This is a genomic window from Pseudorhodoplanes sp. (assembly GCF_059499825.1).
In genome coordinates, this window is record NZ_JCABZI010000001.1 from 522,412 (window position 1) to 544,811 (window position 22,400).

Genomic DNA, 22,400 nt, shown 5'->3' on the forward strand with positions numbered 1-22,400 from the left:
GCTGAACTTCGCGACGCTGCGTATTTGTATCCGCGTCGCTGGGAAGCTCCCGTAACTCAAACGTTGACTAAGAAATCGGTCCACCGCGTGGAGGCGCGCGGATGGTAGGGGGAGTTATGACGACGGGTCAGACGAATAACAAAGGCCGCCGGCACAAGCGGCGCGAGGCGCGGCATTCATCACCGCAGCAAAGTGATTGTGGACAGGACTTTGCCCGGCTTCTGCCGGGCGCGACTAACCGGGTGCGGACCGCAATGACCGCAATCGGATCGCTGGGCGCGGCATCTCCTCCCAACGATGGCTAGGAACAACGCTCATTTGCGAGTGCGCACGATAGCCGGATCGTTCTGAGATCCGTCCCGAAGCATCTTTCGCTTCAAGCGCTGCATTCGAAAATGAGCCGAGTTCCAAGTGGGGCGTTTCCGCCCCGGCATTTCACCCATCGTTTTTCGACATTCGGGAAGAGGCGACCGAAATGACGAGTCTGGAACAAGAGCGTTGGTCCCGGGTCAAGGGACGGCTCAAGGCTGAAGTTGGCGAAGATATTTTCTCGAGCTGGTTTGCTCGCATGGATCTGGAAGCCGTCGAGAAGGACACCGCACGCTTGTCGGTGCCGACGCGGTTTCTGAAGAGCTGGATTCAATCGCATTACAGCGATCGCGTGCTGCGTTGCTGGCAAGCCGAAGAACATTGCGTTCAGCGCATCGAACTGACGGTGCGAACTGCGGCCATCAAAGTGCCGGCGACGAAGCCGCGCGCGGACGAACAGCCGGAGCCGGTGCGCGAGCACAAGATCGAAAAGGCGAACGACGTCGAGCCGCGCTTCGCAAGCGCCGCCGCACTCCCGGTATCGGCAGCGCATGAAGCGTCTGGCGGCTCGCCGCTCGATCCGCGGCTGACCTTCGATACTTTCGTGGTCGGACGCTCCAACACTCTCACGCATGCGGCCGCCAAGCAGGTCGCCGCGGCGCGGCGTGGCGATCTCGTGATGTTCAACCCGCTCTACATTCATGCGGGCGTGGGCCTCGGAAAGACCCATCTGCTGCAGGCCATCACCTGGGCCGGCAATGCGAGCGGCGATCGCAAGATCCTTTATCTGACGGCCGAAAAGTTCATGTACGGCTTCGTCTCGGCGCTGAAGAGCCAGACCGCCATTGCGTATAAGGAAGCCTTGCGCGGCATCGACGTGCTGGTCATCGACGATCTGCAATTCCTCACCGGCAAGAGCATGCAGGCCGAGTTCTGCCACACGCTCAACGCGCTGATCGATGCCGGCCGTCAGGTCATCATCGCCGCGGATCGCCCGCCATCCGAACTCGAAACGCTCGACGATCGGGTGCGCTCGCGCCTGGCCGGCGGCCTGGTGGTCGAAATGGGCCCGCTTGGCGAGGAACTGCGCTTCGAAATCCTGAAGAACCGGATTCTGGCCGCACGCGCGCACCATCAGGGCTTTGAGGTTCCGGATACAGTGGTGTCCTACATCGCGAAATCCGTCACCCATAACGGACGCGATCTCGAAGGCGCGCTCAATCGCCTGCTTGCGCTCAGCAAGCTGACCGGCCAGCCGATGACCATGGAAGTGGCTGAGCGCGAGGTCCGGGACCTGATCCGTCCGCAGGAACCCAAGCGCGTCAAGATCGAGGACATTCAGCGGGTGGTGGCGCGGCAATACAATGTCAGCCGTTCCGATCTGTTGTCCTCGCGCCGGACCGCCAATGTGGTGCGTCCCCGCCAGGTCGCGATGTATCTTGCGAAAACCATGACGCTGCGGTCGTTGCCGGAAATCGGGCGACGGTTCGGCGGCCGCGACCACACCACCGTCCTGCATGCGGTGCGCAAGATCGAGAACCTGATCGGGAATGACGCCGCCTTGGCCGACGAGGTGGACACCCTGAAGCGGCAATTGCAGCAAGAATAGATGGGGCTTGCCGAAACCGTTCCAACACGGCAGTTTCGCGTCCCCCGGTCGTCCGGCACCCGCCGGCGGCCGGGCATCGTCACAGTGCCGCCGTTCCCGGCGCCTCAGGGTTTTGCGAGATGAAGGTCACCGTCGAGCGTGCGCAATTGCTCAAGTCGCTCGGCCACGTGCATCGCGTGGTCGAGCGCCGGAACACCATTCCGATCCTGGCCAATATTCTGCTGCGCGCAGAACGCGGCAAGCTGGTCCTCAAGGCGACCGACCTCGATCTTGAGGTCAACGAGACGATCGCGGCCGAGGTCTCGCCCGGCGGCGCAACCACGGTTCCTGCGCATATGCTGTTCGACATCGTGCGCAAATTGCCGGATGGCTCGCAGATCGTGCTCGAAGCCTCCGGCGAACGCGGTGTGCTGACGATCCGCGCCGGCCGCTCGCGCTTCACGCTGCAGACTCTGCCCGAGAGCGATTTTCCGGATCTGAATGCCGGCGACATGACGCACAGCTTCAGGATGCCGGCAGCCGACCTGAAGAAGATGATCGACAAGACCCAGTTCGCGATCTCGACCGAAGAGACCCGCTATTATCTGAACGGGATTTTCCTACATCCGGCGACGAACGCCGCCAGCAAGGCTGAAATGCTGCGAGCGGTCGCGACCGACGGTCACCGTCTGGCGCAGTTCGAAATTCCGTTGCCGTCCGGCGCCAACGGAATGCCCGGCGTGATCGTGCCGCGCAAGACGGTGGGCGAGGTCCAGCGCCTGATCGAGGACACGGAAGCGGAAATCCTGATCGAAATGTCGACGGCAAAGATCAGGTTCACCATCGGCGACGTGGTGCTGACCTCGAAGCTGATCGACGGCACCTTCCCGGATTACGGCCCGGTGATCCCGCTTGGCAATTCCAAGATCCTGCAGGTCGACAAGAACGAGTTCGAGCATGCGGTCGATCGCGTCTCGACAGTCTCGAGCGAGCGCGGGCGCGCGGTGAAGCTGGCCTTGGCCGGCGGCAAGCTGACCTTGTCGGTCAACAATCCGGATTCCGGCAGCGCGACCGAGGAACTGGAAGTCGAGTACGATTCCGATCCGCTCGATATCGGCTTCAACTCACGCTACCTGCTCGACATCGCGTCGCAGATCGAAGGCGAAGTCGCGATGCTGAAGCTCTCCGATCCGGGCTCGCCGACCCTGATTCAGGACAAGGACGGCGGCAAGACGCTTTACGTGCTGATGCCGATGCGGGTGTAGTCAGTTTCGGTCCGTAGCCCGGATGAGCGAAGCGATATCCGGGACATGCACCCCGCATTTCGCTGCGCTCATGCGGGCTACGATCTGGATCCCCGCTTTCGCGGGGACGAGCGGATACTGATATCCCGCCTATGCCTGCGACCCCTGCCCGCATCCTCCGCCTGAGCCTCACCAATTTCCGCAGCTATCGCGCCGCGAGCCTCATCGTGGGCGAACGCCCGGTGGTGCTGGTCGGCCCCAACGGAGCCGGCAAGACCAATATTCTCGAAGCCATCTCCTTCCTCGCGCCGGGCCGTGGCCTGCGCCGTGCCACCCTCGACGAAGTCGCGTTCAGCGAGGGCGATGGATCCTGGGCCGTATCGGCGGAAATCGAAGGTGCGGTCGGGCTCGCGACCCTCGGCACCGGTATCGAGGCGCCGCACGGCGACGAACAGCCTTCGACCCGGCTCTATCGGATCGACCGCGAACCGGCGGGCTCCGCCGCGGACTTTGCCGAGCACCTGCGGATCATCTGGCTCACGCCGGCGATGGACGGCCTGTTCGCCGGCCCCGCCTCCGAGCGGCGGCGCTTTCTCGACCGGCTGGTGCTCGCGGTCGATGCCTCGCATTCCAGCCGCGTCTCGGCGCTGGAGCGGGCGCTGCGTTCGCGCAACCGCCTGCTCGAAGACGCAAAAGCCGATGCGCACTGGCTCGACGCCATCGAGCACGAAACGGCGGAACTGGCCGTCGCGGTGGCGGCCTTGCGCGCGGAGACGGTCCGGCGCCTGCAGACCGCCTTGTCGGCGAGCCAGGGCGCCGCGGCCAGCTTCCCGTTTGCCGAAATCGCCCTGAAGGGCTGGATGGAGGAGGCGGCGCTGTCTCAGCCCGCGTCCGAAGTCGAGCAGCGCTATCGTGCGATCCTGCGTGAAGGGCGCCCCCGCGACGCCGCCGCCGGCCGCACGCTCGACGGTCCTCATCTCACCGACCTGCATGTGATCTATGGCCCGAAGGGCATCGCAGCCGCCGATGCGTCGACCGGCGAGCAGAAGGCGATCCTGATCCGCCTCGTGCTCGCGCATGGCGCGCTGCTCGCCGGCATGACCGGACATGCGCCCCTGCTCCTGCTCGATGAAGTCGTGGCGCATCTCGATCCCGGCCGCCGCCGGGCCTTGTTCGAGGCGCTTGGCGAGCTCGGCGCCCAGGTCTGGATGACAGGCGCCGATCCGCAGGCGTTTGCCGATATCGGGGCGGATGCGCAGATGGTCGATATCGCACCCGGCCGCATCGTCAGCCGCGCCTGAGGTTCCCGGCGGAGACGCGGTATTCGCCATCGTCTTGCACAGGAACCGTCCGCTGACATCAGGCTTTGTCCCCTCGAACCGATGGAAGGCGGCACACAGGACTGGGACGGGCGGTCATGACAGACGGAAAAACAGGCCGTGACGACGTCAACGAACGCCTGCACAAAGCCATCGCCGGTTTGCGCTCGAACATCACGCGCGTCGAGATCTGGGCGACCGCCCTGTTCACGTTTTCCCAGCCGATTCCCGACTATGAGCCGGACCCGAAATTCGAGCTCGGCCAGCCAGTCAAGACCGGGCGGATCGCCGGCCATGCCGCCTCGGAACCGGCAAAAGAAGCCGCCGAGGAACCCTCGAAATAGGGCGTGGCACAGGGCCATTTTTTCGCCCTCAAAGCGGCTTGAATTTCTTTGAATTACAATTACTTAGCCATACAGAAATAGGGCTGTACGGGTCCCGTTTTTCGTGTCACGAAGAACACGTTCCAACCCCTTGTTTTGCAACTGATTCGAAGGCTGCCTGATGGCTGAGCCCGCCCGCCAGAACATATCCGATGCATCCGCCGATTACGGCGCGGAATCGATCAAGGTCCTCAAGGGCCTCGATGCCGTGCGCAAGCGTCCCGGCATGTATATCGGCGATACCGATGACGGCTCGGGCCTGCACCACATGGTCTACGAGGTCGTCGACAACGCGATCGACGAAGCGCTGGCCGGTCACGCGACCGAAGTGACGGTGACGCTGAATCCGGACGGCTCCTGCACGGTGCGCGACAACGGCCGCGGCATTCCGGTCGACATTCACAAGGGCGAGGGCGTGTCCGCGGCTGAAGTGATCATGACGCAGCTTCATGCCGGCGGAAAGTTCGACCAGAATTCCTACAAGGTCTCCGGCGGGCTGCATGGCGTTGGCGTGTCGGTGGTCAACGCGCTGTCGACTTGGCTGAAGCTGACGATCTGGCGCGACGGCACCGAATACGCGATCGAGTTCGGCCACGGCGTCGCGAAGGCGCCGCTTCAGGTCGTCGGCAAGGTCGAGGGACGCAAGGGTACGGAAGTGACGTTCCTGCCGTCGCCCGAAACCTTCACCATGACCGAGTTCGATTTTCCGACGCTGGAACACCGGCTGCGCGAGCTCGCCTTCCTGAATTCCGGCGTGACCATCATCCTGTCCGACATGCGCCATGCCGTCGAGAAGCGCGAAGAGATGCGCTACGAGGGCGGCGTCGAAGCGTTCGTGAAGTATCTCGATCGCAACAAGACCGCGCTGATCCCCGCCCCGATCAACATCAGGATCGAACGCGACGGCGTCGGCGTCGAATGCGCGCTGTGGTGGAACGACAGCTACCACGAGAACGTGCTGTGCTTCACCAATAACATTCCGCAGCGCGACGGCGGCACCCATCTCGCCGGCTTCCGCGGCGCGCTCACGCGCCAGGTGACGCAGCACGCCGAGAGAATGGGCTCATCGCGCAAGGAAAAGGTCGATCTCAGCGGCGACGATTGCCGCGAAGGCTTGACGGCGGTGTTGTCGGTCAAGGTGGCCGATCCGAAATTTTCCTCGCAGACCAAGGACAAGCTGGTCTCCTCCGAAGTGCGTCCGGTGGTCGAAGGGATCGTCAACCAGGCTTTGCAGGACTGGTTCGAACTTCATCCAAATGAAGCCAAGGCGATCGTCGGCAAGGTGGTCGAAGCCGCCGCGGCACGCGAAGCCGCGCGCAAGGCGCGTGAATTGACCCGCCGCAAGGGCGCGCTGGATGTCTCATCCCTGCCCGGCAAGCTCGCCGATTGTCAGGAGCGCGATCCGGCCAAGTCCGAATTGTTCATCGTCGAGGGTGACAGCGCCGGTGGCTCCGCCAAACAGGGCCGCAACCGCGAATTCCAGGCGGTGCTGCCGCTGCGCGGCAAGATCCTGAATGTCGAGCGCGCGCGCTTCGACAAGATGCTGTCGAGCCAGGAAATCGGCACGCTGATCACGGCGCTCGGCACCGGCATCGGGCGTGAGGAATTCAACCCGGACAAGCTGCGCTATCACAAGATCATCATCATGACCGACGCGGACGTGGACGGCTCCCATATCCGCACGCTGCTGCTGACATTCTTCTACCGGCAAATGCCGGAACTGATCGAGCGCGGCCATCTCTACATCGCGCAGCCGCCGCTCTACAAAGTGAACCGTGGCAAGTCCGAGCAATATCTCAAGGACGAACGCGCGCTCGAGGATTATCTGATCGGCACCGGTCTCGATGAGATGGTGATCCGGGCTGCGAACGGCGCGGAGCGTGCAGGCGCGGACCTGAAGCGGGTGATCGAAGAAGCGCGCGTCGTTCGCAACCTGCTGAATGGCCTGCACAGCCGCTACAATCGCAAGGTCATCGAGCAGGCCGCCATCGCCGGCGTGCTGACGCCGAGCGTCACCAGCGATCCGGCCGCAGCCAACGACGCCGCGGCCTATATTGCCAGGCGCCTCGACGCGCTCGCCGAGGAAACCGAACGCGGCTGGACCGGCCGCTTCGACGACGCCGGCTTCCATTTCGAGCGTATCGTCCGCGGCGTGAAGGAATACGCCATGATCGACCAGGCGCTGATTGCGTCGGCCGACGCCCGCAAGCTCGACGAATATGCGCCGTCGCTGCAGGAGCTCTATGCCAAGCCCGGCACGCTCCGGCGCAAGGACGAAACCATCTCGATCCACGGCCCGGTCGGGCTGTTCGACGCCGTCACCGCCGCCGGCCGCAAGGGCGTGACGCTGCAGCGCTATAAGGGTCTCGGCGAGATGAACCCCGAGCAGCTGTGGGAAACCACCCTCGACATCAACGTGCGCTCGCTGCTGCAGGTGAAGGTGAAGGAAGGCGATGACGCCGACGACATCTTCAGCAAGCTGATGGGCGAACTGGTCGAGCCGCGGCGCGACTTCATCCAGGAGAACGCGCTGCAGGCAAGCGTCGACGCGTAGGCTCGTCGACAAACTACGCTTCGCATCAACTCCGCAGGCCCGGCGCCTCCTGGCCGGTGCGCGCGACATATTCCGTGTAGCCGCCGCCATAGGTGTGCACGCCCTCCGGCGTCAGCTCCAGCACGCGGTTCGACAGCGCCGCAAGAAAATGCCGATCATGGGAGACAAACAGCATCGTCCCCTCATAGCGCGACAGCGCAGCAATCAGCATCTCCTTGGTGGCGATGTCGAGATGGTTGGTCGGCTCGTCGAGCACCAGGAAATTCGGCGGATCGAACAGCATCTTCGCCATCACCAGACGCGCCTTCTCGCCGCCGGAGAGAACGCGGCAGCGCTTCTCCACATCGTCGCCGGAAAAGCCGAAGCAGCCCGCAAGCGTGCGCAACTGTCCCTGCCCGGCCTGCGGAAATGAATAATCCAGTTCCTCGAACACCGTGCGCTCGCCGTCGATCAGATCCATGGCGTGCTGCGCAAAATATCCCATCTTGACGCTGCCGCCGACCGTGACGCTGCCGTCGTCCGGCTCGGTCGAGCCGGTCACCAGCTTCAGCAGGGTCGATTTGCCGGCACCGTTGATGCCGAGCACGCACCAGCGTTCGGTGCGGGCAATATGGAAATCGAGGCCCTCGTAGATGCGCTTGCTGCCGTAGGATTTATGCACGCTCTTCAGGCTGGCGACATCGTCGCCCGAGCGCGGCGGCGGCATGAAGTCGAAGGCGATCACCTGCCGGCGCTTGGGCGGCTCGACCCGCTCGATCTTGTCCAGCTTCTTGACCCGGCTCTGCACCTGCGCGGCATGCGAGGCGCGCGCCTTGAATCGCTCGATGAACTTGATCTCTTTCGCCAGCATCGCCTGCTGGCGTTCGAACTGCGCCTGCTGCTGCTTTTCGTTCATGGCGCGCTGCTGTGCGTAGAATTCGTAATCGCCGGAATAGCTGGTCAGCCCGCCGCCATCGATTTCGATCACCTTGTTGACGACGCGGTTCATGAACTCGCGATCGTGCGAGGTCATCAGCAGCGCGCCGTCATAGCCTTTCAGGAAGCTCTCCAGCCAGATCAGGCTTTCGAGATCGAGATGGTTCGACGGCTCGTCGAGCAGCATGCCGTCCGGCCGCATCAAGAGAATGCGCGCCAGCGCCACCCGCATCTTCCAGCCGCCGGAGAGATTGCCGACATCGCCGTCCATCATCTCCTGGCTGAACCCTAAGCCCGCAAGCACCTCGCGCGCGCGCGCGTCGAGCGCATAGCCGTCGAGTTCCTCGAACCGCGCCTGCACCTCGCCATAGCGTTCGAGAATCTCGTCCATCTCGTCGGCGCGATCCGGATCGGTCATGGCGCTCTCGAGCTCTTTCAACTCGGCCGCGACCGCGCTGACCGGACCCGCCCCTTCCATTACTTCGGCCACCGCGCTGTGGCCGCTCATCTCGCCCACATCCTGGCTGAAATAGCCGATGGTCAGCCCGCGATCGACCGAGACCTGGCCCTCGTCGGGCTGCTCGGTGCCGGCGATCATGCGGAACAGCGTGGTCTTGCCGGCGCCGTTCGGGCCGACGAGGCCGATCTTCTCGCCCTTGTGCAACGCGGCCGAAGCCTCGATGAACAGGATCTGATGGCCGTTCTGCTTGGAGATATTGTCGATGCGGATCATGGGAGAGTGCGGGCCGGAAAAAGGAAGCGGCCCGCTTAGCGCATGTCCGTGACAGACGGAAGCACGAAAGACTGACCCGCGCGCGATGTCGAAATTGCTGTGGCCGACCGCCCGCAGGCAGCCGGCCATCGCACGGGGCCCGTCAGATCAGAACTCGTCCCAGCCCGCGTCATCTTTCAGCGCATTCGCGCCATGGACACGCGGAGCCGCCGCAGCGCGCCGCGCGGGTGCTTTCGGCTCGGGCTTCGCCTCCGCCTTGCCAACGGGTCTCGCCGCGGGCGCGGCCTTTCGGGTGATGACCGGGGTGACGACGTTCGGTCCCACGACGGTCTGCCCGAAAGAGAAGAAGCTCATGCGCTCGCGCATGGCGCTCTGCTGATCCTCCAGCGTTTTGGCGGTGGCGGCATTCTGCTCGACCAGCGCCGAATTCTGTTGGGTGACCTCGTCCATCTGCACCAATGCCTTGCTGATTTGCTCGAGACCGGTGGCCTGCTCGGCGCTGGCATTGGCGATGTCGGAGACGATGCCCGCAACCTGCCTGATCGAATTCACGATCTCGCCGAGCGAGCTTCCGGCGCGGTTGACCAGGCCGACCCCGTCCTGCACCTGCGCCGACGAATTGACGATCAGGTCCTTGATGTCCTTCGCCGCCTGCGAGGAACGCTGCGCGAGGCTGCGAACTTCCGACGCCACCACGGCGAAGCCACGGCCGGCCTCCCCGGCGCGCGCGGCCTCCACTGCGGCGTTGAGCGCCAGCAGGTTGGTCTGACGCGCGATCTCGTCGATCACCGAAATGATGTCGGAAATCTTGCGCGAGGATTCCTCGATCCGCGCCATGGCCGAGACCGCCTCGGACACGACCTGCCCGCCCTGATCGGCAATCTGGGCGGTGCCCTGCGTCAGCGAATTGGCGTTCTGGGCGTTACCTGCGTTCTGCTTCACCGTCGCGGAGATTTGCTCCATCGAAGCCGACGTCTGTTCGAGGCTGGCCGCCTGCTCTTCGGTCCGCTGCGACAGATCGGTGGTCGCCGCCGCGATTTCAGCCGCCGCGTTGGAGACCTCGTCATTGGCCTGTGCGATGGCCTCGATCGTCGACTGCAGGCGATCGAGTGTCGCGTTGAAGTCTTCCCTGATGCCCCGATAATCGTCCGTGAAGCCCTCGTCGAGCCGAATGGTGAGATCGCCATCCGACAGCCGCTTCAGTCCTTCGCCGAGCGCGCGCATGGCGCTCGCCTGTTCGTCGGCGGCACGCGCCCGCTCCTCGGCCGCCTTCGCCTGCAATTCGGCCTCCGCGGCCTGACGTCTCAGCGCCTCGTCGGCTTCTTCCTTCGCCTTTTCGACCACGACCACCTTGAAACGCTCGACCGCATTGGCGACCGCACCGATTTCGTCCTTCCGCTCAAGCCCCGGAAGCACGACCGATACGTCACCCTCCGCAAGCTTGAGCATCGCGCCCTGGATGCCATGCAGCGGGTTGGTGACGCGGCGCGACACCAGGATCATCATCGCGGTTACGAAGACGAGAACACCGAACAGAACGCCAAGGGCCACCATCAAATGCATCAGCGACGAACGGGCCTTCTCGGCGGCATGCTCGCTGGCGATATTCAACGAGGCTTCCGCGACACCGAGCAAGGATGCGAGTTTGCCGACTGACATCGGCGTCCAGTCCTGCGCCTTGATCCCGGTATCCTCGCCGGCGAGCACGGATTTCAGCACCTTGAGGCGCAATTCCGCGAATTTCGGATCGAAGAAGTCGTCCTTGGCCTTGCGCAGCGCCGCGCTGAAGGACGGCTGCAGGTTGAGACCCTTGGTCGTATCCTCGAGGACCTGCCAGACGGCATCGGTTTTGGCGAGATTGGCCATGTAGATGGACAATGCGTCCGGCGGCAGTTTCAGGCCGCCAAGGCCATTCGATATGATCACAGTCGCGTCGCCTGCCGTATTGCGGGCAACCCAGGCGAGTTGTTTCAGTCCCAGCATCTGATCGACAAATGCGTCATCAAGCTTGACCATGGCGGTCAACTGCTCGGAGAGCCGATCGAGCGCGACCAAGAGGCCGGTGGTGAGGTCGGTGTACTCCTTTGCCAGATCGGGCCGGCGGCCGGACTTCGGCAAGGTGATGGCCCGCTCGGTTTCCTGGTGCATGGCCGTCAGCCGCTGCACCGACTGGATGAGCGCCGGCAGAGTGGCGTCCTTGCCGGGGAAGGACAGACCCTTGAGCGCCTCGATCGCGGGCGCAAGCGCCGCCATTTCTGCTGCACGGACCTCCAGAGTCTGACGGCCAAGGCCGGACAGGGCGGCATCGCTGTTGAGATCGCGCATCGTTGTCGAGCGATCGACACGCAGATTGTGGAGTGCGGTGAACAGATCGCGGGAAATGTCCACGACAGCGGCGCTGCGGGTGGCGGTCTGGTACTGAGTCCAGGCGGTGTACGCGTCGCGACCGACCAGGAGGATCGCCAGCACCGCCAGAATTCCGATCACCGATTTCAACAGCGTGCCAACGGATATGCTATTCAGCATGATGCAAAGCCCTTTCGCCCTCCGGCCCTGATGAGCCTTAAGCGCCGAAAGTAAATTGCTGGTAATGGATGAAAGGGCGCCGTTGAAATTCAGGCGGATAACCTGTTTTAGGTAACTCGTTTCCGGCTGGCAGTGACTTGGCAAGGGCCGGCACGACTGACACGACCGAATTCTGTCTGAGAACATGCAAGCCGCGCAACAATTGAGCGGCGAAAATTCAATCGTGAAGAATTTTACGGTCGGCCTTTAGAACAAATCAAAATACTCTTTCTGTTCCCAATGCGTGACGTCGGCGGTGTCGCTTTCGACCTCCGTGCGATAGCGCACGATCTCCGCATCCTTGATACGAATGTAGTAATCGACGAAATCCTGACCGAAGGCGCCGCGGAAACAGGCATTGTCACGCAGCGCCGCCAACGCCTCGCCGAGATTCTTCGGCATCATGTCGGCTTCGGTCTCGTATGGCGTGTCGGCCGAAGGGCCCGGATCAAGCTTGCGCGATACGCCGTCCATGCCGCAGGCGATCTGCGCAGCGAGATAAAGATACGGATTGGCCGCGGGCTCGCCGATCCGGTTTTCCAGATGCGTCGCCGGATCTCCCTGCTGGCCGATCACCCGCACCATCACGCCACGATTGTCCTGCCCCCAGATGACGCGATCCGGCGCCAGCGCATAGGCGCGGTAGCGCTTGTAGCCGTTCAGCGTCGGCGTGGTGAAGGCGGCCGCGGCGCGCGCATTGGCAAGCAGGCCCGCCAGCCAATGCTGGCCGAGCGGTGGCAGCGTCTGCCCGGGATCGTGCGAGACGAAGGCATTGGCTTTGGTTCTGGTATCGATCAGCGACTGATGCAGATGCCAGCCGCTGGAAAAGGCGTTGGGCAATCCCGGCCGGCACATGAAGGTGCAATGCAGGCCGTGCCGGCGCGCGATCTGCTTCATCGCGCTGCGGAACAGCACCATCATGTCGGCGGAAGCGAGTCCGATCTCCGGGCGAAAGGTGAACTCGCACTGGCTGGGTCCGAGTTCGACTTCCAGCGACCGGAACGGCAAACCAAGCGCGGTGACCGCCTTCCAGAACGGCTCCAGCACCGGCTCGATCTGGTCGGACCGCGCCTCGGTCAAAAGCTGGAAGCCTTGATGGATGTAGCTGACATCGACCGGCTCGCCCGGCCAGGTCGCGTCGGCGGGCATGAGCCGCGGATTTTCGATCCGGTACAGATGAAACTCGACCTCGAGCCCCGCCATGATGTCGAAGCCGGACGAGCGCAGCGCTGCGAGCTGATCGCGGCAGAGCTGGCGCGTCGAGAACGGCACCGGCTTGCCGTTCGGGAAATACATGTCGCAGAGCACCCAGCCGGTATTCGGCGCCCAGGGCAACACCTTGAACGTCGACGGATCGGCGATCATCAGGAAGTCGCCGGCGCCCTGCATCTCCGGCATGGCGAAGCCGCCGCCCGGCGTGAACACCGGAAACACCGTGCGATGCGAGGTATCCTTGGCGAGCAGCGTCGTCGTCATCGAGACGCCGTTGCGCATCAGCTTCGCGGCCTCGGCGGCGACGAGGGTCTTGCCGCGCAACACGCCATGCTGATCCGGGAAGGAGAAACGCACCAGTTCGAGCTGGCGCTCCTCGATTTCCTTTTCGACCGCGGCGGCGAGGCGGAATTGCTCCTCGCTCCACAGATTGTGGCGCTCGACGAAACTCAGGGATGCGCGGTCGCGGGAGGACATCATTGCACTTTACGGTCTCCACCTCCCCCTGAAAGAGGGAGGTCGACTGCCGAAGCATAGCGAAGGCAGTCGGGTGGGGGTCAAGGGAAAGAGTATCTAACAGACCCTCCCCGGCATGCTTCGCATGCCGACCCTCCCCTTTCAGGGGAGGGAGGAAGAGAGTTCAATGCCCGTTGGCCCAGCTCTTGGTCTTGCGGCGACGCTCGTGCGCCGTCGCGGCGTAGCCCTGCCAGTCGGCTGCGGGGCCGACACCATCGACGCAGACCGGACCGGTGATCGCCGGGGCCTGCTGCGGCTCGAGCACCATCAGTGGACGCTCGCCCTTGCCGGCCTGTTCGATCGCCGCGCGCAGCATGCGCCGATATGCGCTGATCGCCTTGTCGGACTGGCCGAGATGCTCCTTGGTGCGATCCTGGATCGGCCCCATCGACTCGCACGCCCATTGGTCGTGAATGTTGATGTCGGCGCCCATGCCGGTATAGGTCTCGTGCGCCTGCTCGTGCGGATCGAATCCGTAATCGTTGGACTTGTTCTTGCGCGGCACGTAATTCGGCAGCTCGTAGAGCTCCAGCCGCTGCCGGCGCATCTCCTCCTTGTCGACCTTCTGGCCGAAACTGGTGAAGATGCAGTACCAGTAATGCGTGGTCTCATCGATCGGCACATGCCATTGCGAGATCGTCATCTCCTGGCTCATCGGGATCATGAACGCATTCGGAAACACCAGGTTGGTGGTCCGCACATGCACCGACTGATCGCTGATCTGGCGCAGCGTATTCAGCCGCAGACCGTAATCGGTGTGCTCGACCTCGATGCGCGGACGCGGGAAATCGCGCATGATCTTGGTCATCGGCATATCGGCGTCCGACGTCGAGTCGCGGAACATCTTGCCGTAGGATTTCGACGTATCCTCATCCTCGAAGAAGCGGTGCAGCCACGATGTGTGCGCGGGGTCGATGCCGACCTCCAGCGATTGCAGCCAGTTGCACTCGATCAGTCCCTTGAAGGCGAAGGTGTATTCGTCCGGCGCGACAAAGCAGTCGAAATCCGGAAAGGCCGGCGGCTCGCCCGGGCCCATATAGGCGAACAGGATGCCGCTCTTCTCCACCACCGGATAGGACTTCTGGCGGATGTTGGCGCAGAGGTTCGAGCCTTCCGGCTCCGCCGGGGTCTCCAGGCACTTGCCGTTGACGTCGAACTTCCAGCCGTGGAAGGCGCAGCGCAAGCCATCGGCTTCAAGGCGTCCGAACGCGAGATCGGTGCCGCGATGCGGACAACCGCGCGCGATCAGGCCATAGCGGCCCTGCCCATCCTTGAACATCACGAGGTCCTCGCCCATCAGCCGCACCGGCTTGATCGGGCGATTGCCTGACAATTCCTCGACCAGCGCGGCGGGCTGCCAATAGCGCCGCAGCAGGTTGCCGGCCTTGGTTCCGGGATTGGTGCGGGTGATGAGGTCGTTCTGTTCTGCGCTCAGCATGGCGATGATCCTTTCATCCAGGACTGGCCGACAGGACTGGCCAATCGGGCCGCACATAGGTATGTTCGGTGACCGAACGTTGGTTCGAATTACACCAGACTGAGAGTGGGAGCGCAAGGTCAGGATGTGACCGGCGCAGTGCAAACATGCCGCGCATCAAGCGATTGCCCGAGGAGGAACGACTCGCCAAGGACGCCGGACCAGAGTTCCTGGAAGCGCTGGCGCGCGGGCTTCGCGTAATCCAGACCTTCGGTCAGGAACACCGGCAGCTTTCGCTGAGCGATGTCGCGAAGCTGGTCGAATTGCCGCGCGCTTCGGTGCGGCGAACGTTGCACACGCTGATCCATCTCGGCTTCGCCGAAACCGACGGTCGGATGTTCCGGCTGACGCCGCGGGTGCTGATGCTGGCCGGCGCCTATCTGGGCTCGAACCCGGTCTCAACCCTGATCCAGCCGGCGCTGGAGCGGCTGAGCGGTGGCATCAACGAGGCCTGCTCCGCAGCGGTGCTCGACGGCGACGACATGGTCATGATCGCGCATGCGTCTCCGGCGCGGGTCCTGCAGCTCAGCGGGCAGATCGGCCTGCGCATCCCGGCGGTGTCAAGCTCGCTCGGACGCATCCTACTGGCGAGCTTCGACGACAAACAGCTTGAGCAGCTTCTGGTGCGGGCGCACGTCAAACGGCTGACGCCGCAAACGCTTGTGAAAAAGGACGAGTTGCGGCGCGCGATCCTGAAGGCACGCAGCGAGGGCTATTCGCTGGTCGATCAGGAGGTGGAACTCGGCTTCCGCTCGATATCGGTCGTCCTGCGCCGGCGAGATGGCAAGGCCATCGGATCGCTCAATGTCGGGGTCCACAGCGAGCGCGGCTCGCCCGAGACCATGATCAAGACGTTCCTGCCGAAGCTCCGCGCGCTGGCCGACGATCTGCAGCAGCAACTGATCTGACGAGAGAGGCGATCAGGCCCAGCCGGACGCCTTGCGCCGCTGGATATAGGCCCGCCGCAAATTGTTCAGCCGGTCCTCTTCGGAGCGGGCATCCTTGACCGAGGCGGTGGCGCAGACCCGGTATTCCAGATCGACCGGACGATGCACGATCCGCTTGCGAGCAAATATCGAGCGCAGGCCGGACGCCTGAGGCTGGATCAGGGTTTCCAGGCTGGCTGCAACATTGGCCGAGACCGCAAAGGCGATCTGTTCCCCGGTGGCGATATGCCGGACCTCGAACACGCCCGGCCCGTCCGGTGCGTCGAGCCGCAGGCCCGTATGCAAATCCGGGAAGGTCTTCCAGTCGGTCCAGGAGACAGGCATTTTTGTTCTTTCGGGCAGGTTAACAATCGTTAACGAATCGTGCGGTGCTTTTGCACCATGGCCCAACCCAACTCAAGCGGCTTCGTTCCGAAGCCTCTGAAACTTCTAAACATTTTCGTGAAGCAGGCCCGGGCGGGGGGCAAGCCGGCGCCGGCGGGACGGGAGCGTCAGCGGCCCGGCAAGACCAGTATTTTCGGCTTCGCCGGCAGCGTGGTCTTCGAAATGACCACCGACGGCGTATCGGAAAATTCGATGTCGAATTTCTCACGCATGCGGTCGAGGAAGCGGTTGAGGGTGAAGACGCTGAAGTAATGCATCGGGATGATCAGCGGCGCCTTCAGCCCCTCCATCACCTCGACCATGCCGTCGAGATCGAGCGTGTAGCTGCCATCGACCGGGACCAGCACCGCGTCGATGCGACCGATATCGTTCAGCTGCTGCTGCGTCAGCGTGTGATGCAGATGGCCGAGATGCGCGATGCACATGTTCGCGATCTCGAACACGAAGATCGAATTGCCATGCCGCTGGGTGCCGCCGCCGTAATCGCGGATATTGGTCGGCACGTTGCGCACCCGCACATCCTTGACGCTCACGTCATGACGCATCGGCTGGCCGCGCTCCTCGGCCCAGCCGCGCAACACATGCAAGATCCCAGGCTCGGGATTGTCGGTATAGTGCGTCGAATGCGCGCGGTTCATGGTGACAATGTCGGGCAGCATCGGCGGCCGCACATAATCGTTATAGTCGGTGGCGATCCGCACCACGCGCGGGCTTTCGATCAGAAAGGTGGAGTGGCCGATATAGGTGATGCGAACCTGATCGAATTTGAGTTGCGCCACGCGAAACGCCGCCGGGATGACGCGCGGCCGGTCGGCCGCCACAAGGCCGGGGCAGTTCTCGGTCATTTCGGGTTTGGCGGCAGGCGCCTGGATGCGCTCGAACGCCGAGGCCGGTCCGCTCGCAAGATTTCCGCCGGAAAGACAGAGCGCGGCGACAGCCCCTGCACCCAGCCAACCGAAGGATATCCGCATCCACAGCTCCCTTGCCGCGCCAAGTATGACATGGCGGGACGGAGCCGCAATTCACCAGAATGTGCAGCCCTGCGGCGAACTGCCCAACAAAAAAGCGGCGCCTCAACTAGAGAGGCTTGCCTCAGCGCTGCGACACGATGAAGCCCTTCGGGGTCACCACCACCCAGCGGCCATCCTGACGGCGGATGGTTTCGACCCGGCCGAGACCGGGAAGATTGGCGCCCGGCACCACTTCGAACATGCCCATGCGCTCGTTCTCGACCATGGCGCCGCCGCGAAACACCTCGCGCAGCACCCAGCCATTCACGACCGACGGACGGTCCTGCTGCTTGGTCGCAATCGACCCGGTGACGTCCGGCGCAGAGGCCAGCGCCGGTGCCACAGGCGCTGCGGCAGCCGACGCGGTGCGCTTGTCGATCCGCTCCAGCATTTCGGACAGCTTGGCCACCCGCGAGGCCGGCTCGGCCTGCGCCTTCTCGGCACGTTCGACGCGGTCGGCCATCTTGGCCAGTTGCGCATTCGCGGTCTTGGCATTGCTGTCGATGCTGGCCTTCAGCGATGCAACTTCGGTGGACAGCTTCGCAATCACACCCTGCAGCGCCTTCACCTCGATGGTGCGCGCATCGTCGGCGACCGGTTGCGGCTTGGCGAACGCCACCGCTGCCACCGCGCCGACCGCGGACCCCGCCGCCGCCGACAAGGCAATTGCAACCGCCAGCACGGCGGCGCGGCCGAAGCGCTGACGGCTCGCCGGCACGAACAGGATCGGTGCTTCATGCGATTCAAGCTTGCGGCGCCGCGCGTGATCGAATGGCTCGACATTGATCTCGGACGCGTTGCCATCCGTGGCTTCGGCTTCGGCCTTCACCGGTTCGGCAGCGCCGGACGCTGCATTCAGGCCGGACTCGTCTACTGGACCCATGGATACTCTCCGGATGGTGATACGTCGCTTCACCAATCGGTAACCAAGGGCACTTACGAAAAAGTTAAACTTTTAAGGGATCGCGCGGACGTGATTGCGCGCGCCGCATTGGTAAATGCAATCCTAATGCGTCGGCTTCGATGCCGCGCTCTTCAATGCATCAGCATCCGCGGCGAAAATCCCGGCCCGGTCTTGCCGAAGCTATCGGGCGTATCCTTGCCGCATCGGAATCCGCGCGCCGTCTCGTCCGCGACCTTGCGCGCGAGTTCATTCGCATCCGGATTGGCGCGGCCGTCGACATAGCCGACATGGCAGACGCCACCCGGATCGAGCCGCGTGATCACCAGCACTTGCCCGCGCACGATCTCGCCGTCCGGATTGGGCTCTTCTTTCTGCACCGTGGTCGACCAGCGCATGATGGCGGCGAAGGGTCGTTTCTTGCCATCCGGCAAGGTCTCGATCCGCCACTCCACGACATCGCCGTGTCCGTTGAACGACATCAGCGACTCACGGTTTGCCAATTCCTTCTTTGCGTTGCGCCCGTAGCTCACGAACGAGCGCTGATCGCCGCCCGAAATGTAGATCGGAATCCCGGCGTAACCCTTGCACAGCCACGAACCATAATCCTCGACGTCACGGCCGGGCGTATGCTTGCAGGCTTTCAGGTCGATCTTCGTGTAGGCGTGTTCGATGGATTGCGCCGACGCGCCAGTGGCAACACCGATCACGATCGCGAAAACACCAAGAAGCCGGACCATCGCATCATCCTGTCGTGCGCGGATATATCCGTCGCACGGCACAGTCTGACGGTTCAATCAGACCTTCGGCTCCGGCAATCCCGCGGACGCGCAGGCCGCGCGCAGCGTATTGAGGATCACGCAGGCAATGGTCATCGGCCCCACGCCACCCGGCACCGGCGTCACCGCGCCCGCGACCTCAAGCGCTTCCTTGTAATTGACGTCGCCGACCAGCCGCGTCTTGCCGGCTTCTCCCGGCACCCGGTTGATGCCGACATCGATCACGGTCGCGCCCGGCTTGATCCAGTCGCCGCGCACCATTTCCGGCCGGCCGACCGCCGCAAACAGCAGGTCGGCGCGACGGCAGACATCCTTCAGATCCTTGGTCTTCGAATGCGCGACGGTGACGGTGCAATTCTCCGCCAGCAGCAATTGCGCCAGCGGCTTGCCGACGATGTTGGAGCGGCCGATCACCACCGCATCCATGCCTGCGAGCGACGGATGCATCTTCTTCGCCAGGATCACGCTGCCGACCGGCGTACACGGCACCAGCGCGCGCTGGCCGGTGGCGAGCCGTCCGGCATTCACCGGATGGAAGCCGTCGACATCCTTGCCCGGATCGATGGTGTTCAGAATGAGCGTGGAGTCGATCTGCGACGGCAGCGGCAATTGCACCAGAATGCCATGCACGGTCTTGTCGGCATTGAGCTGTTCGATCAGCTTGAGCAGATCGGCCTGCGAGGTGTCGGCCGGCAGCTTGTGATCGAACGACTTCATCCCGGCTTCGGTCACCGCCTTGGACTTCGACTTCACATAGACTTCGCTCGCAGGATCGGAACCGACCAGCACCACCGCAAGACCCGGCACGATGCCGTGCTCTTTCGTGAGCTGTGCCGTCGCGGTCGCGATGTTGCCGCGCAGCTCCTGCGCGATGGCCTTTCCGTCGATGATGGTCGCAGTCATTTCAAATCCGCCAGCAGGTGTTGAAGCCGTGCCGCGAGCGCGGCGCCGTCGCCTTTGATGACGATGCGCTTGATGCGCGCGGTGTCGCCGGCCGCCAATGTCACCGTGCGGCGCGGCACGTCAAGCGTCTTTGCCAGCAGCGCAACCAGTGCGGCATTGGCTTCGCCTTCGATGGGCGCCGCCCGCACCCGCGCTTTCAGCACGCTTCGCCCATCGGCGAGCGTCTCGATCCCATCGAGCGCGTCCCGCCCACCCCTTGGCGTCAGCCTGATCGTGACGGAAAGCCCCGACGCCGTTGCATTCCAGGGCAACGACTGTGGGCGCTCCACCGTTGCCCAACCGGTCCGGTCAGAACACGTTGGGATAGATGTAGCGGGTGATCACGCTCTGGATGAAGATAATGATCAGGATCAGGATCACCGGCGAGATATCGATGCCGCCGAGATTGGGCATGATCGAGCGGATCGGCCGCAGCACCGGCTCGGTGATGCGCCACAGGAAGTCGCCGACCATCGCCACGAACTGGTTGCGGGTGTTCACGACGTTGAAGGCCACCAGCCAGGACAGGATCGCCGAGGCGATCAGCAGCCAGATGTAGAGCTGCAGAACGATCAGGATGACGTCGAGGAGGGCGCGCATCGGGCGATGTCTTCTCTTCGGGGATGGTGGCTTTCATCTATCGGCTCCGCCGATTCCGGGCAAGCGGCGGAACCGCCGGCCGGCCCGCGTAACATCCGCGCGCCCGGCCGTTGCAAGGCGGCGGCAAATCCGCCGGGTCCGGGGCGGATTGGCGCTGCCCTCCGCACGTTGCGGGCGGGCACCCCGGCGGTCCTTGACTTGGCAAAAGCCGGGTCCTAAATGGCCGCTCTTCGCCCATTCCCGCATCCGGACAGGTTTCGCCCGGTTGCGGCTGGCGGGGGCCGTAGCTCAGCTGGGAGAGCGCCTCGTTCGCAATGAGGAGGTCAGCGGTTCGATCCCGCTCGGCTCCACCAATTTCCGGCGGAAATTTCTGCATTTGTGGCTGGCATCCGGGAGCCGCCGTCTGCAATCCTTCGGGTAATCGGCCAGCGCGGCCCCATTGTCGCGCCGGCGTCTCCGCTTAGGATGGAGCACCGTGCAAATGGCAGGGACCCCGATGAACGAGAAGAGCAAGGCCCTCGGCGAACAGGTGCGCGCGCTGCCCCCGCAGGAGCGTATCGCGCTTGTCGAGGATGTGCTCGACAGTCTCGACCGTCCTGATCCGGACATCGATCGGCTGTGGGCGGCTGAAGCCAGACAACGTCTCGCGGCGTATCTGCGCGGTGAGCTTGCGGCAAACGATCTCAACGAAATCGTCGCCAAGTATCGGTCGTGAAGATACGGGTTCTGAAGCCGGGCTTCAAAGGAAGGTGTTCGCTAAAACCTAAATCGCTTTAAAATTGAACATTCAGTCTAGGTACTTCGCAGCGCCTTCAAAGATGCCCAGATTTTATTTTGGCAACACCATAATTGCATTGTTTCTCTGTTTGGGGATCCCAGCAACGCTTTTGTTCAATGGGTTCTGCCTTTCTTCGACCGAACATACGGGAGGGAAAGAATACAGCCGAACATACCACGTTTCGTTTTTGTCGAACGAAGATGCGGTTAATGCTGTAATCGACTCAATCATAGCGGGCCGAAAGCCGACGCTAAGTCGTCAAGATTTTCGCATGCTTCATCCCGATTGCTGCAAAGTTGTGTGGATGAATATTGAAAGCATTTCCGAGCGACTGCTGGGGCAGGCGGCCAAGGAGGTCCGAGTAGATTTGGCGGATGGCGGCGACAGACTCCACTATACAATCTCGAACTGCGGCCGGGTTCGGTTCCTCGGGGCTTACTTCCGTTAGCCTTGTCTCTCGAAACAGGCCCGACGATTTCGCAGCCGTCCCCGTGGTTTGTCTTCTGATACGAAGACTGGATAGCCGCATGCGTCGGGCCTCGTATTTGCCTACCTCCCACCCGCCTTGATCTTCCCCTCCAGCCGCGCGATCGCCGCAGGCCCGTCGGGATCCTTGGGCGAAAGCTTCGCGAACGTCCTGAAATCCGAAAGCGCATCGGAGAGCGAACCCTTCATTTCCAGCGCATTGCCGCGATTGAAATAGGCGCTGGCATCCTTCGGGTTCAGCTTGATCGACTCGTTGAGATCGGCAATCGCCTTGTCGAGCTCCTTCTTGCGGATCAGCGCGACACCGCGATTGTTGTAGGCCTTGGCGTAGCGCTTGTTGATCCGGATCGCTTCGGTCGAGTCAGAAATCGCCTTCTCGGGGTCGCCCTTGCGGTTCCAGGCGACGCCACGATTGCTGAGCGCGCGTGCGTGCGTCGGGTTGATCTTCAGCGCCTCGTTGAAGTCGGCGATGGCCCTATCCTGATCGCCCTTGAGACTCCAGGTGAAGCCGCGATTGGCGAACGAATCCGCATCCTTCGGATTCGCCGCAATCGCCTTGTCGCAGGCCGCGAGCGCCGCATCGCCGGTCGCCTTGGCGCAGAGTTCGCGTTCGCTTTGCGCCAGAACCGCAGCCGGCGCGATGACGGTGGAGATCAGGATCAGGCTAAGCTGCAATGTCCGGGGTCGCATGGTGTCCATCCCCTGTGGCAAGCTCTTTGTCACCTGCCGCTAGCTTAGCTTTTTGGCGAAAAGCCGAA

The 22,400-nt window shown here is 63.2% G+C and carries 19 protein-coding genes and 1 tRNA gene; 8 read left to right on the plus strand and 12 right to left on the minus strand.

Annotated elements, in window-relative coordinates; translation table 11 throughout:
* Positions 1 to 475 precede the first annotated feature (475 nt).
* The 5 genes from dnaA (at position 476) to gyrB (ending at position 7,397) form a co-directional block, all read left to right on the plus strand.
* The gene (gene dnaA / locus AC5I5I_RS02555; RefSeq protein WP_495969545.1) at positions 476 to 1,918 is read left to right on the plus strand and encodes a chromosomal replication initiator protein DnaA; all 1,443 of its coding nucleotides are present in this window, start codon (positions 476 to 478) and stop codon (positions 1,916 to 1,918) included.
* Positions 1,919 to 2,037: 119 nt separating this feature from the next.
* Positions 2,038 to 3,162, plus strand: a complete 1,125-nt coding sequence (dnaN, locus tag AC5I5I_RS02560; RefSeq protein WP_495969546.1) for a DNA polymerase III subunit beta — start codon at positions 2,038 to 2,040, stop codon at positions 3,160 to 3,162.
* 131 nt (positions 3,163 to 3,293) lie between these two features.
* Positions 3,294 to 4,442, plus strand: coding sequence for a DNA replication/repair protein RecF (gene recF / locus AC5I5I_RS02565; protein WP_495969547.1), 1,149 nt, complete (start codon positions 3,294 to 3,296; stop codon positions 4,440 to 4,442).
* A gap of 116 nt (positions 4,443 to 4,558) precedes the next feature.
* The gene (locus AC5I5I_RS02570; RefSeq protein ID WP_495969548.1) at positions 4,559 to 4,804 is read left to right on the plus strand and encodes a hypothetical protein; all 246 of its coding nucleotides are present in this window, start codon (positions 4,559 to 4,561) and stop codon (positions 4,802 to 4,804) included.
* Between the two features lie 160 nt (positions 4,805 to 4,964).
* On the plus strand, positions 4,965 to 7,397 hold the full coding sequence (gene gyrB, locus AC5I5I_RS02575; RefSeq protein WP_495969549.1) for a DNA topoisomerase (ATP-hydrolyzing) subunit B: 2,433 nt from the start codon (positions 4,965 to 4,967) through the stop codon (positions 7,395 to 7,397).
* Between the two features lie 25 nt (positions 7,398 to 7,422).
* On the opposite strand, the gene abc-f is transcribed toward gyrB, so the two are convergent.
* From abc-f to AC5I5I_RS02595, 4 genes are all read right to left on the minus strand, one after another.
* Positions 7,423 to 9,045: a ribosomal protection-like ABC-F family protein gene (gene abc-f / locus AC5I5I_RS02580; RefSeq protein ID WP_495969550.1), complete on the minus strand. Its 1,623-nt coding sequence runs from the start codon at positions 9,043 to 9,045 to the stop codon at positions 7,423 to 7,425.
* Between the two features lie 147 nt (positions 9,046 to 9,192).
* Positions 9,193 to 11,571 (minus strand): methyl-accepting chemotaxis protein, encoded by a 2,379-nt coding sequence (locus tag AC5I5I_RS02585; RefSeq protein WP_495969551.1) that lies wholly within the window; start codon positions 11,569 to 11,571, stop codon positions 9,193 to 9,195.
* Positions 11,572 to 11,817: 246 nt separating this feature from the next.
* Positions 11,818 to 13,275 carry a glutamine synthetase family protein gene (locus AC5I5I_RS02590; RefSeq protein WP_495969841.1) on the minus strand — a complete coding sequence of 486 codons (1,458 nt, stop codon included), beginning with the start codon at positions 13,273 to 13,275 and terminating at the stop codon, positions 11,818 to 11,820.
* Between the two features lie 187 nt (positions 13,276 to 13,462).
* Positions 13,463 to 14,776 (minus strand): aromatic ring-hydroxylating dioxygenase subunit alpha, encoded by a 1,314-nt coding sequence (locus tag AC5I5I_RS02595; RefSeq protein ID WP_495765189.1) that lies wholly within the window; start codon positions 14,774 to 14,776, stop codon positions 13,463 to 13,465.
* 146 nt (positions 14,777 to 14,922) lie between these two features.
* Here AC5I5I_RS02595 and AC5I5I_RS02600 point away from each other — a divergent pair, with 146 nt between their 5' ends.
* On the plus strand, positions 14,923 to 15,723 hold the full coding sequence (locus AC5I5I_RS02600; protein ID WP_495765190.1) for an IclR family transcriptional regulator domain-containing protein: 801 nt from the start codon (positions 14,923 to 14,925) through the stop codon (positions 15,721 to 15,723).
* Between the two features lie 12 nt (positions 15,724 to 15,735).
* Here AC5I5I_RS02600 and AC5I5I_RS02605 read toward each other — a convergent pair whose 3' ends face one another.
* The 7 genes from AC5I5I_RS02605 to AC5I5I_RS02635 all read right to left on the minus strand — a co-directional run bounded on the left by AC5I5I_RS02605 (position 15,736) and on the right by AC5I5I_RS02635 (position 20,378).
* Entirely contained in the window at positions 15,736 to 16,086 is a 351-nt protein-coding gene (locus AC5I5I_RS02605) for a hypothetical protein (RefSeq protein ID WP_495969552.1), read from the minus strand.
* A gap of 167 nt (positions 16,087 to 16,253) precedes the next feature.
* Complete coding sequence (locus AC5I5I_RS02610; protein WP_495969553.1) at positions 16,254 to 17,117, minus strand: MBL fold metallo-hydrolase; 864 nt, start codon at positions 17,115 to 17,117, stop codon at positions 16,254 to 16,256.
* Between the two features lie 121 nt (positions 17,118 to 17,238).
* Positions 17,239 to 18,039: a hypothetical protein gene (locus AC5I5I_RS02615; RefSeq protein WP_495969554.1), complete on the minus strand. Its 801-nt coding sequence runs from the start codon at positions 18,037 to 18,039 to the stop codon at positions 17,239 to 17,241.
* 152 nt (positions 18,040 to 18,191) lie between these two features.
* On the minus strand, positions 18,192 to 18,797 hold the full coding sequence (locus AC5I5I_RS02620) for a hypothetical protein (RefSeq protein WP_495969555.1): 606 nt from the start codon (positions 18,795 to 18,797) through the stop codon (positions 18,192 to 18,194).
* Between the two features lie 57 nt (positions 18,798 to 18,854).
* Complete coding sequence (gene folD / locus AC5I5I_RS02625; RefSeq protein WP_495969556.1) at positions 18,855 to 19,739, minus strand: bifunctional methylenetetrahydrofolate dehydrogenase/methenyltetrahydrofolate cyclohydrolase FolD; 885 nt, start codon at positions 19,737 to 19,739, stop codon at positions 18,855 to 18,857.
* Positions 19,736 to 20,068, minus strand: a complete 333-nt coding sequence (locus AC5I5I_RS02630; RefSeq protein WP_495969557.1) for a DUF167 family protein — start codon at positions 20,066 to 20,068, stop codon at positions 19,736 to 19,738. Before AC5I5I_RS02630 ends, folD begins: the two co-directional genes overlap by 4 nt.
* Positions 20,069 to 20,087: 19 nt before the next feature.
* Positions 20,088 to 20,378: a YggT family protein gene (locus AC5I5I_RS02635; protein ID WP_495969558.1), complete on the minus strand. Its 291-nt coding sequence runs from the start codon at positions 20,376 to 20,378 to the stop codon at positions 20,088 to 20,090.
* A 277-nt stretch (positions 20,379 to 20,655) separates the two neighbouring features.
* Between AC5I5I_RS02635 and AC5I5I_RS02640 the strand changes: the two genes are divergently transcribed.
* Together AC5I5I_RS02640 and AC5I5I_RS02645 are read left to right on the plus strand one after the other, a co-directional pair.
* Positions 20,656 to 20,731: transfer RNA gene (locus AC5I5I_RS02640), tRNA-Ala, on the plus strand.
* A gap of 128 nt (positions 20,732 to 20,859) precedes the next feature.
* Entirely contained in the window at positions 20,860 to 21,093 is a 234-nt protein-coding gene (locus AC5I5I_RS02645) for an addiction module protein (RefSeq protein WP_495969559.1), read from the plus strand.
* A 612-nt stretch (positions 21,094 to 21,705) separates the two neighbouring features.
* Here AC5I5I_RS02645 and AC5I5I_RS02650 read toward each other — a convergent pair.
* Positions 21,706 to 22,332, minus strand: a complete 627-nt coding sequence (locus AC5I5I_RS02650; protein ID WP_495969560.1) for a tetratricopeptide repeat protein — start codon at positions 22,330 to 22,332, stop codon at positions 21,706 to 21,708.
* Between the last annotated feature and the right edge of the window lie 68 nt (positions 22,333 to 22,400).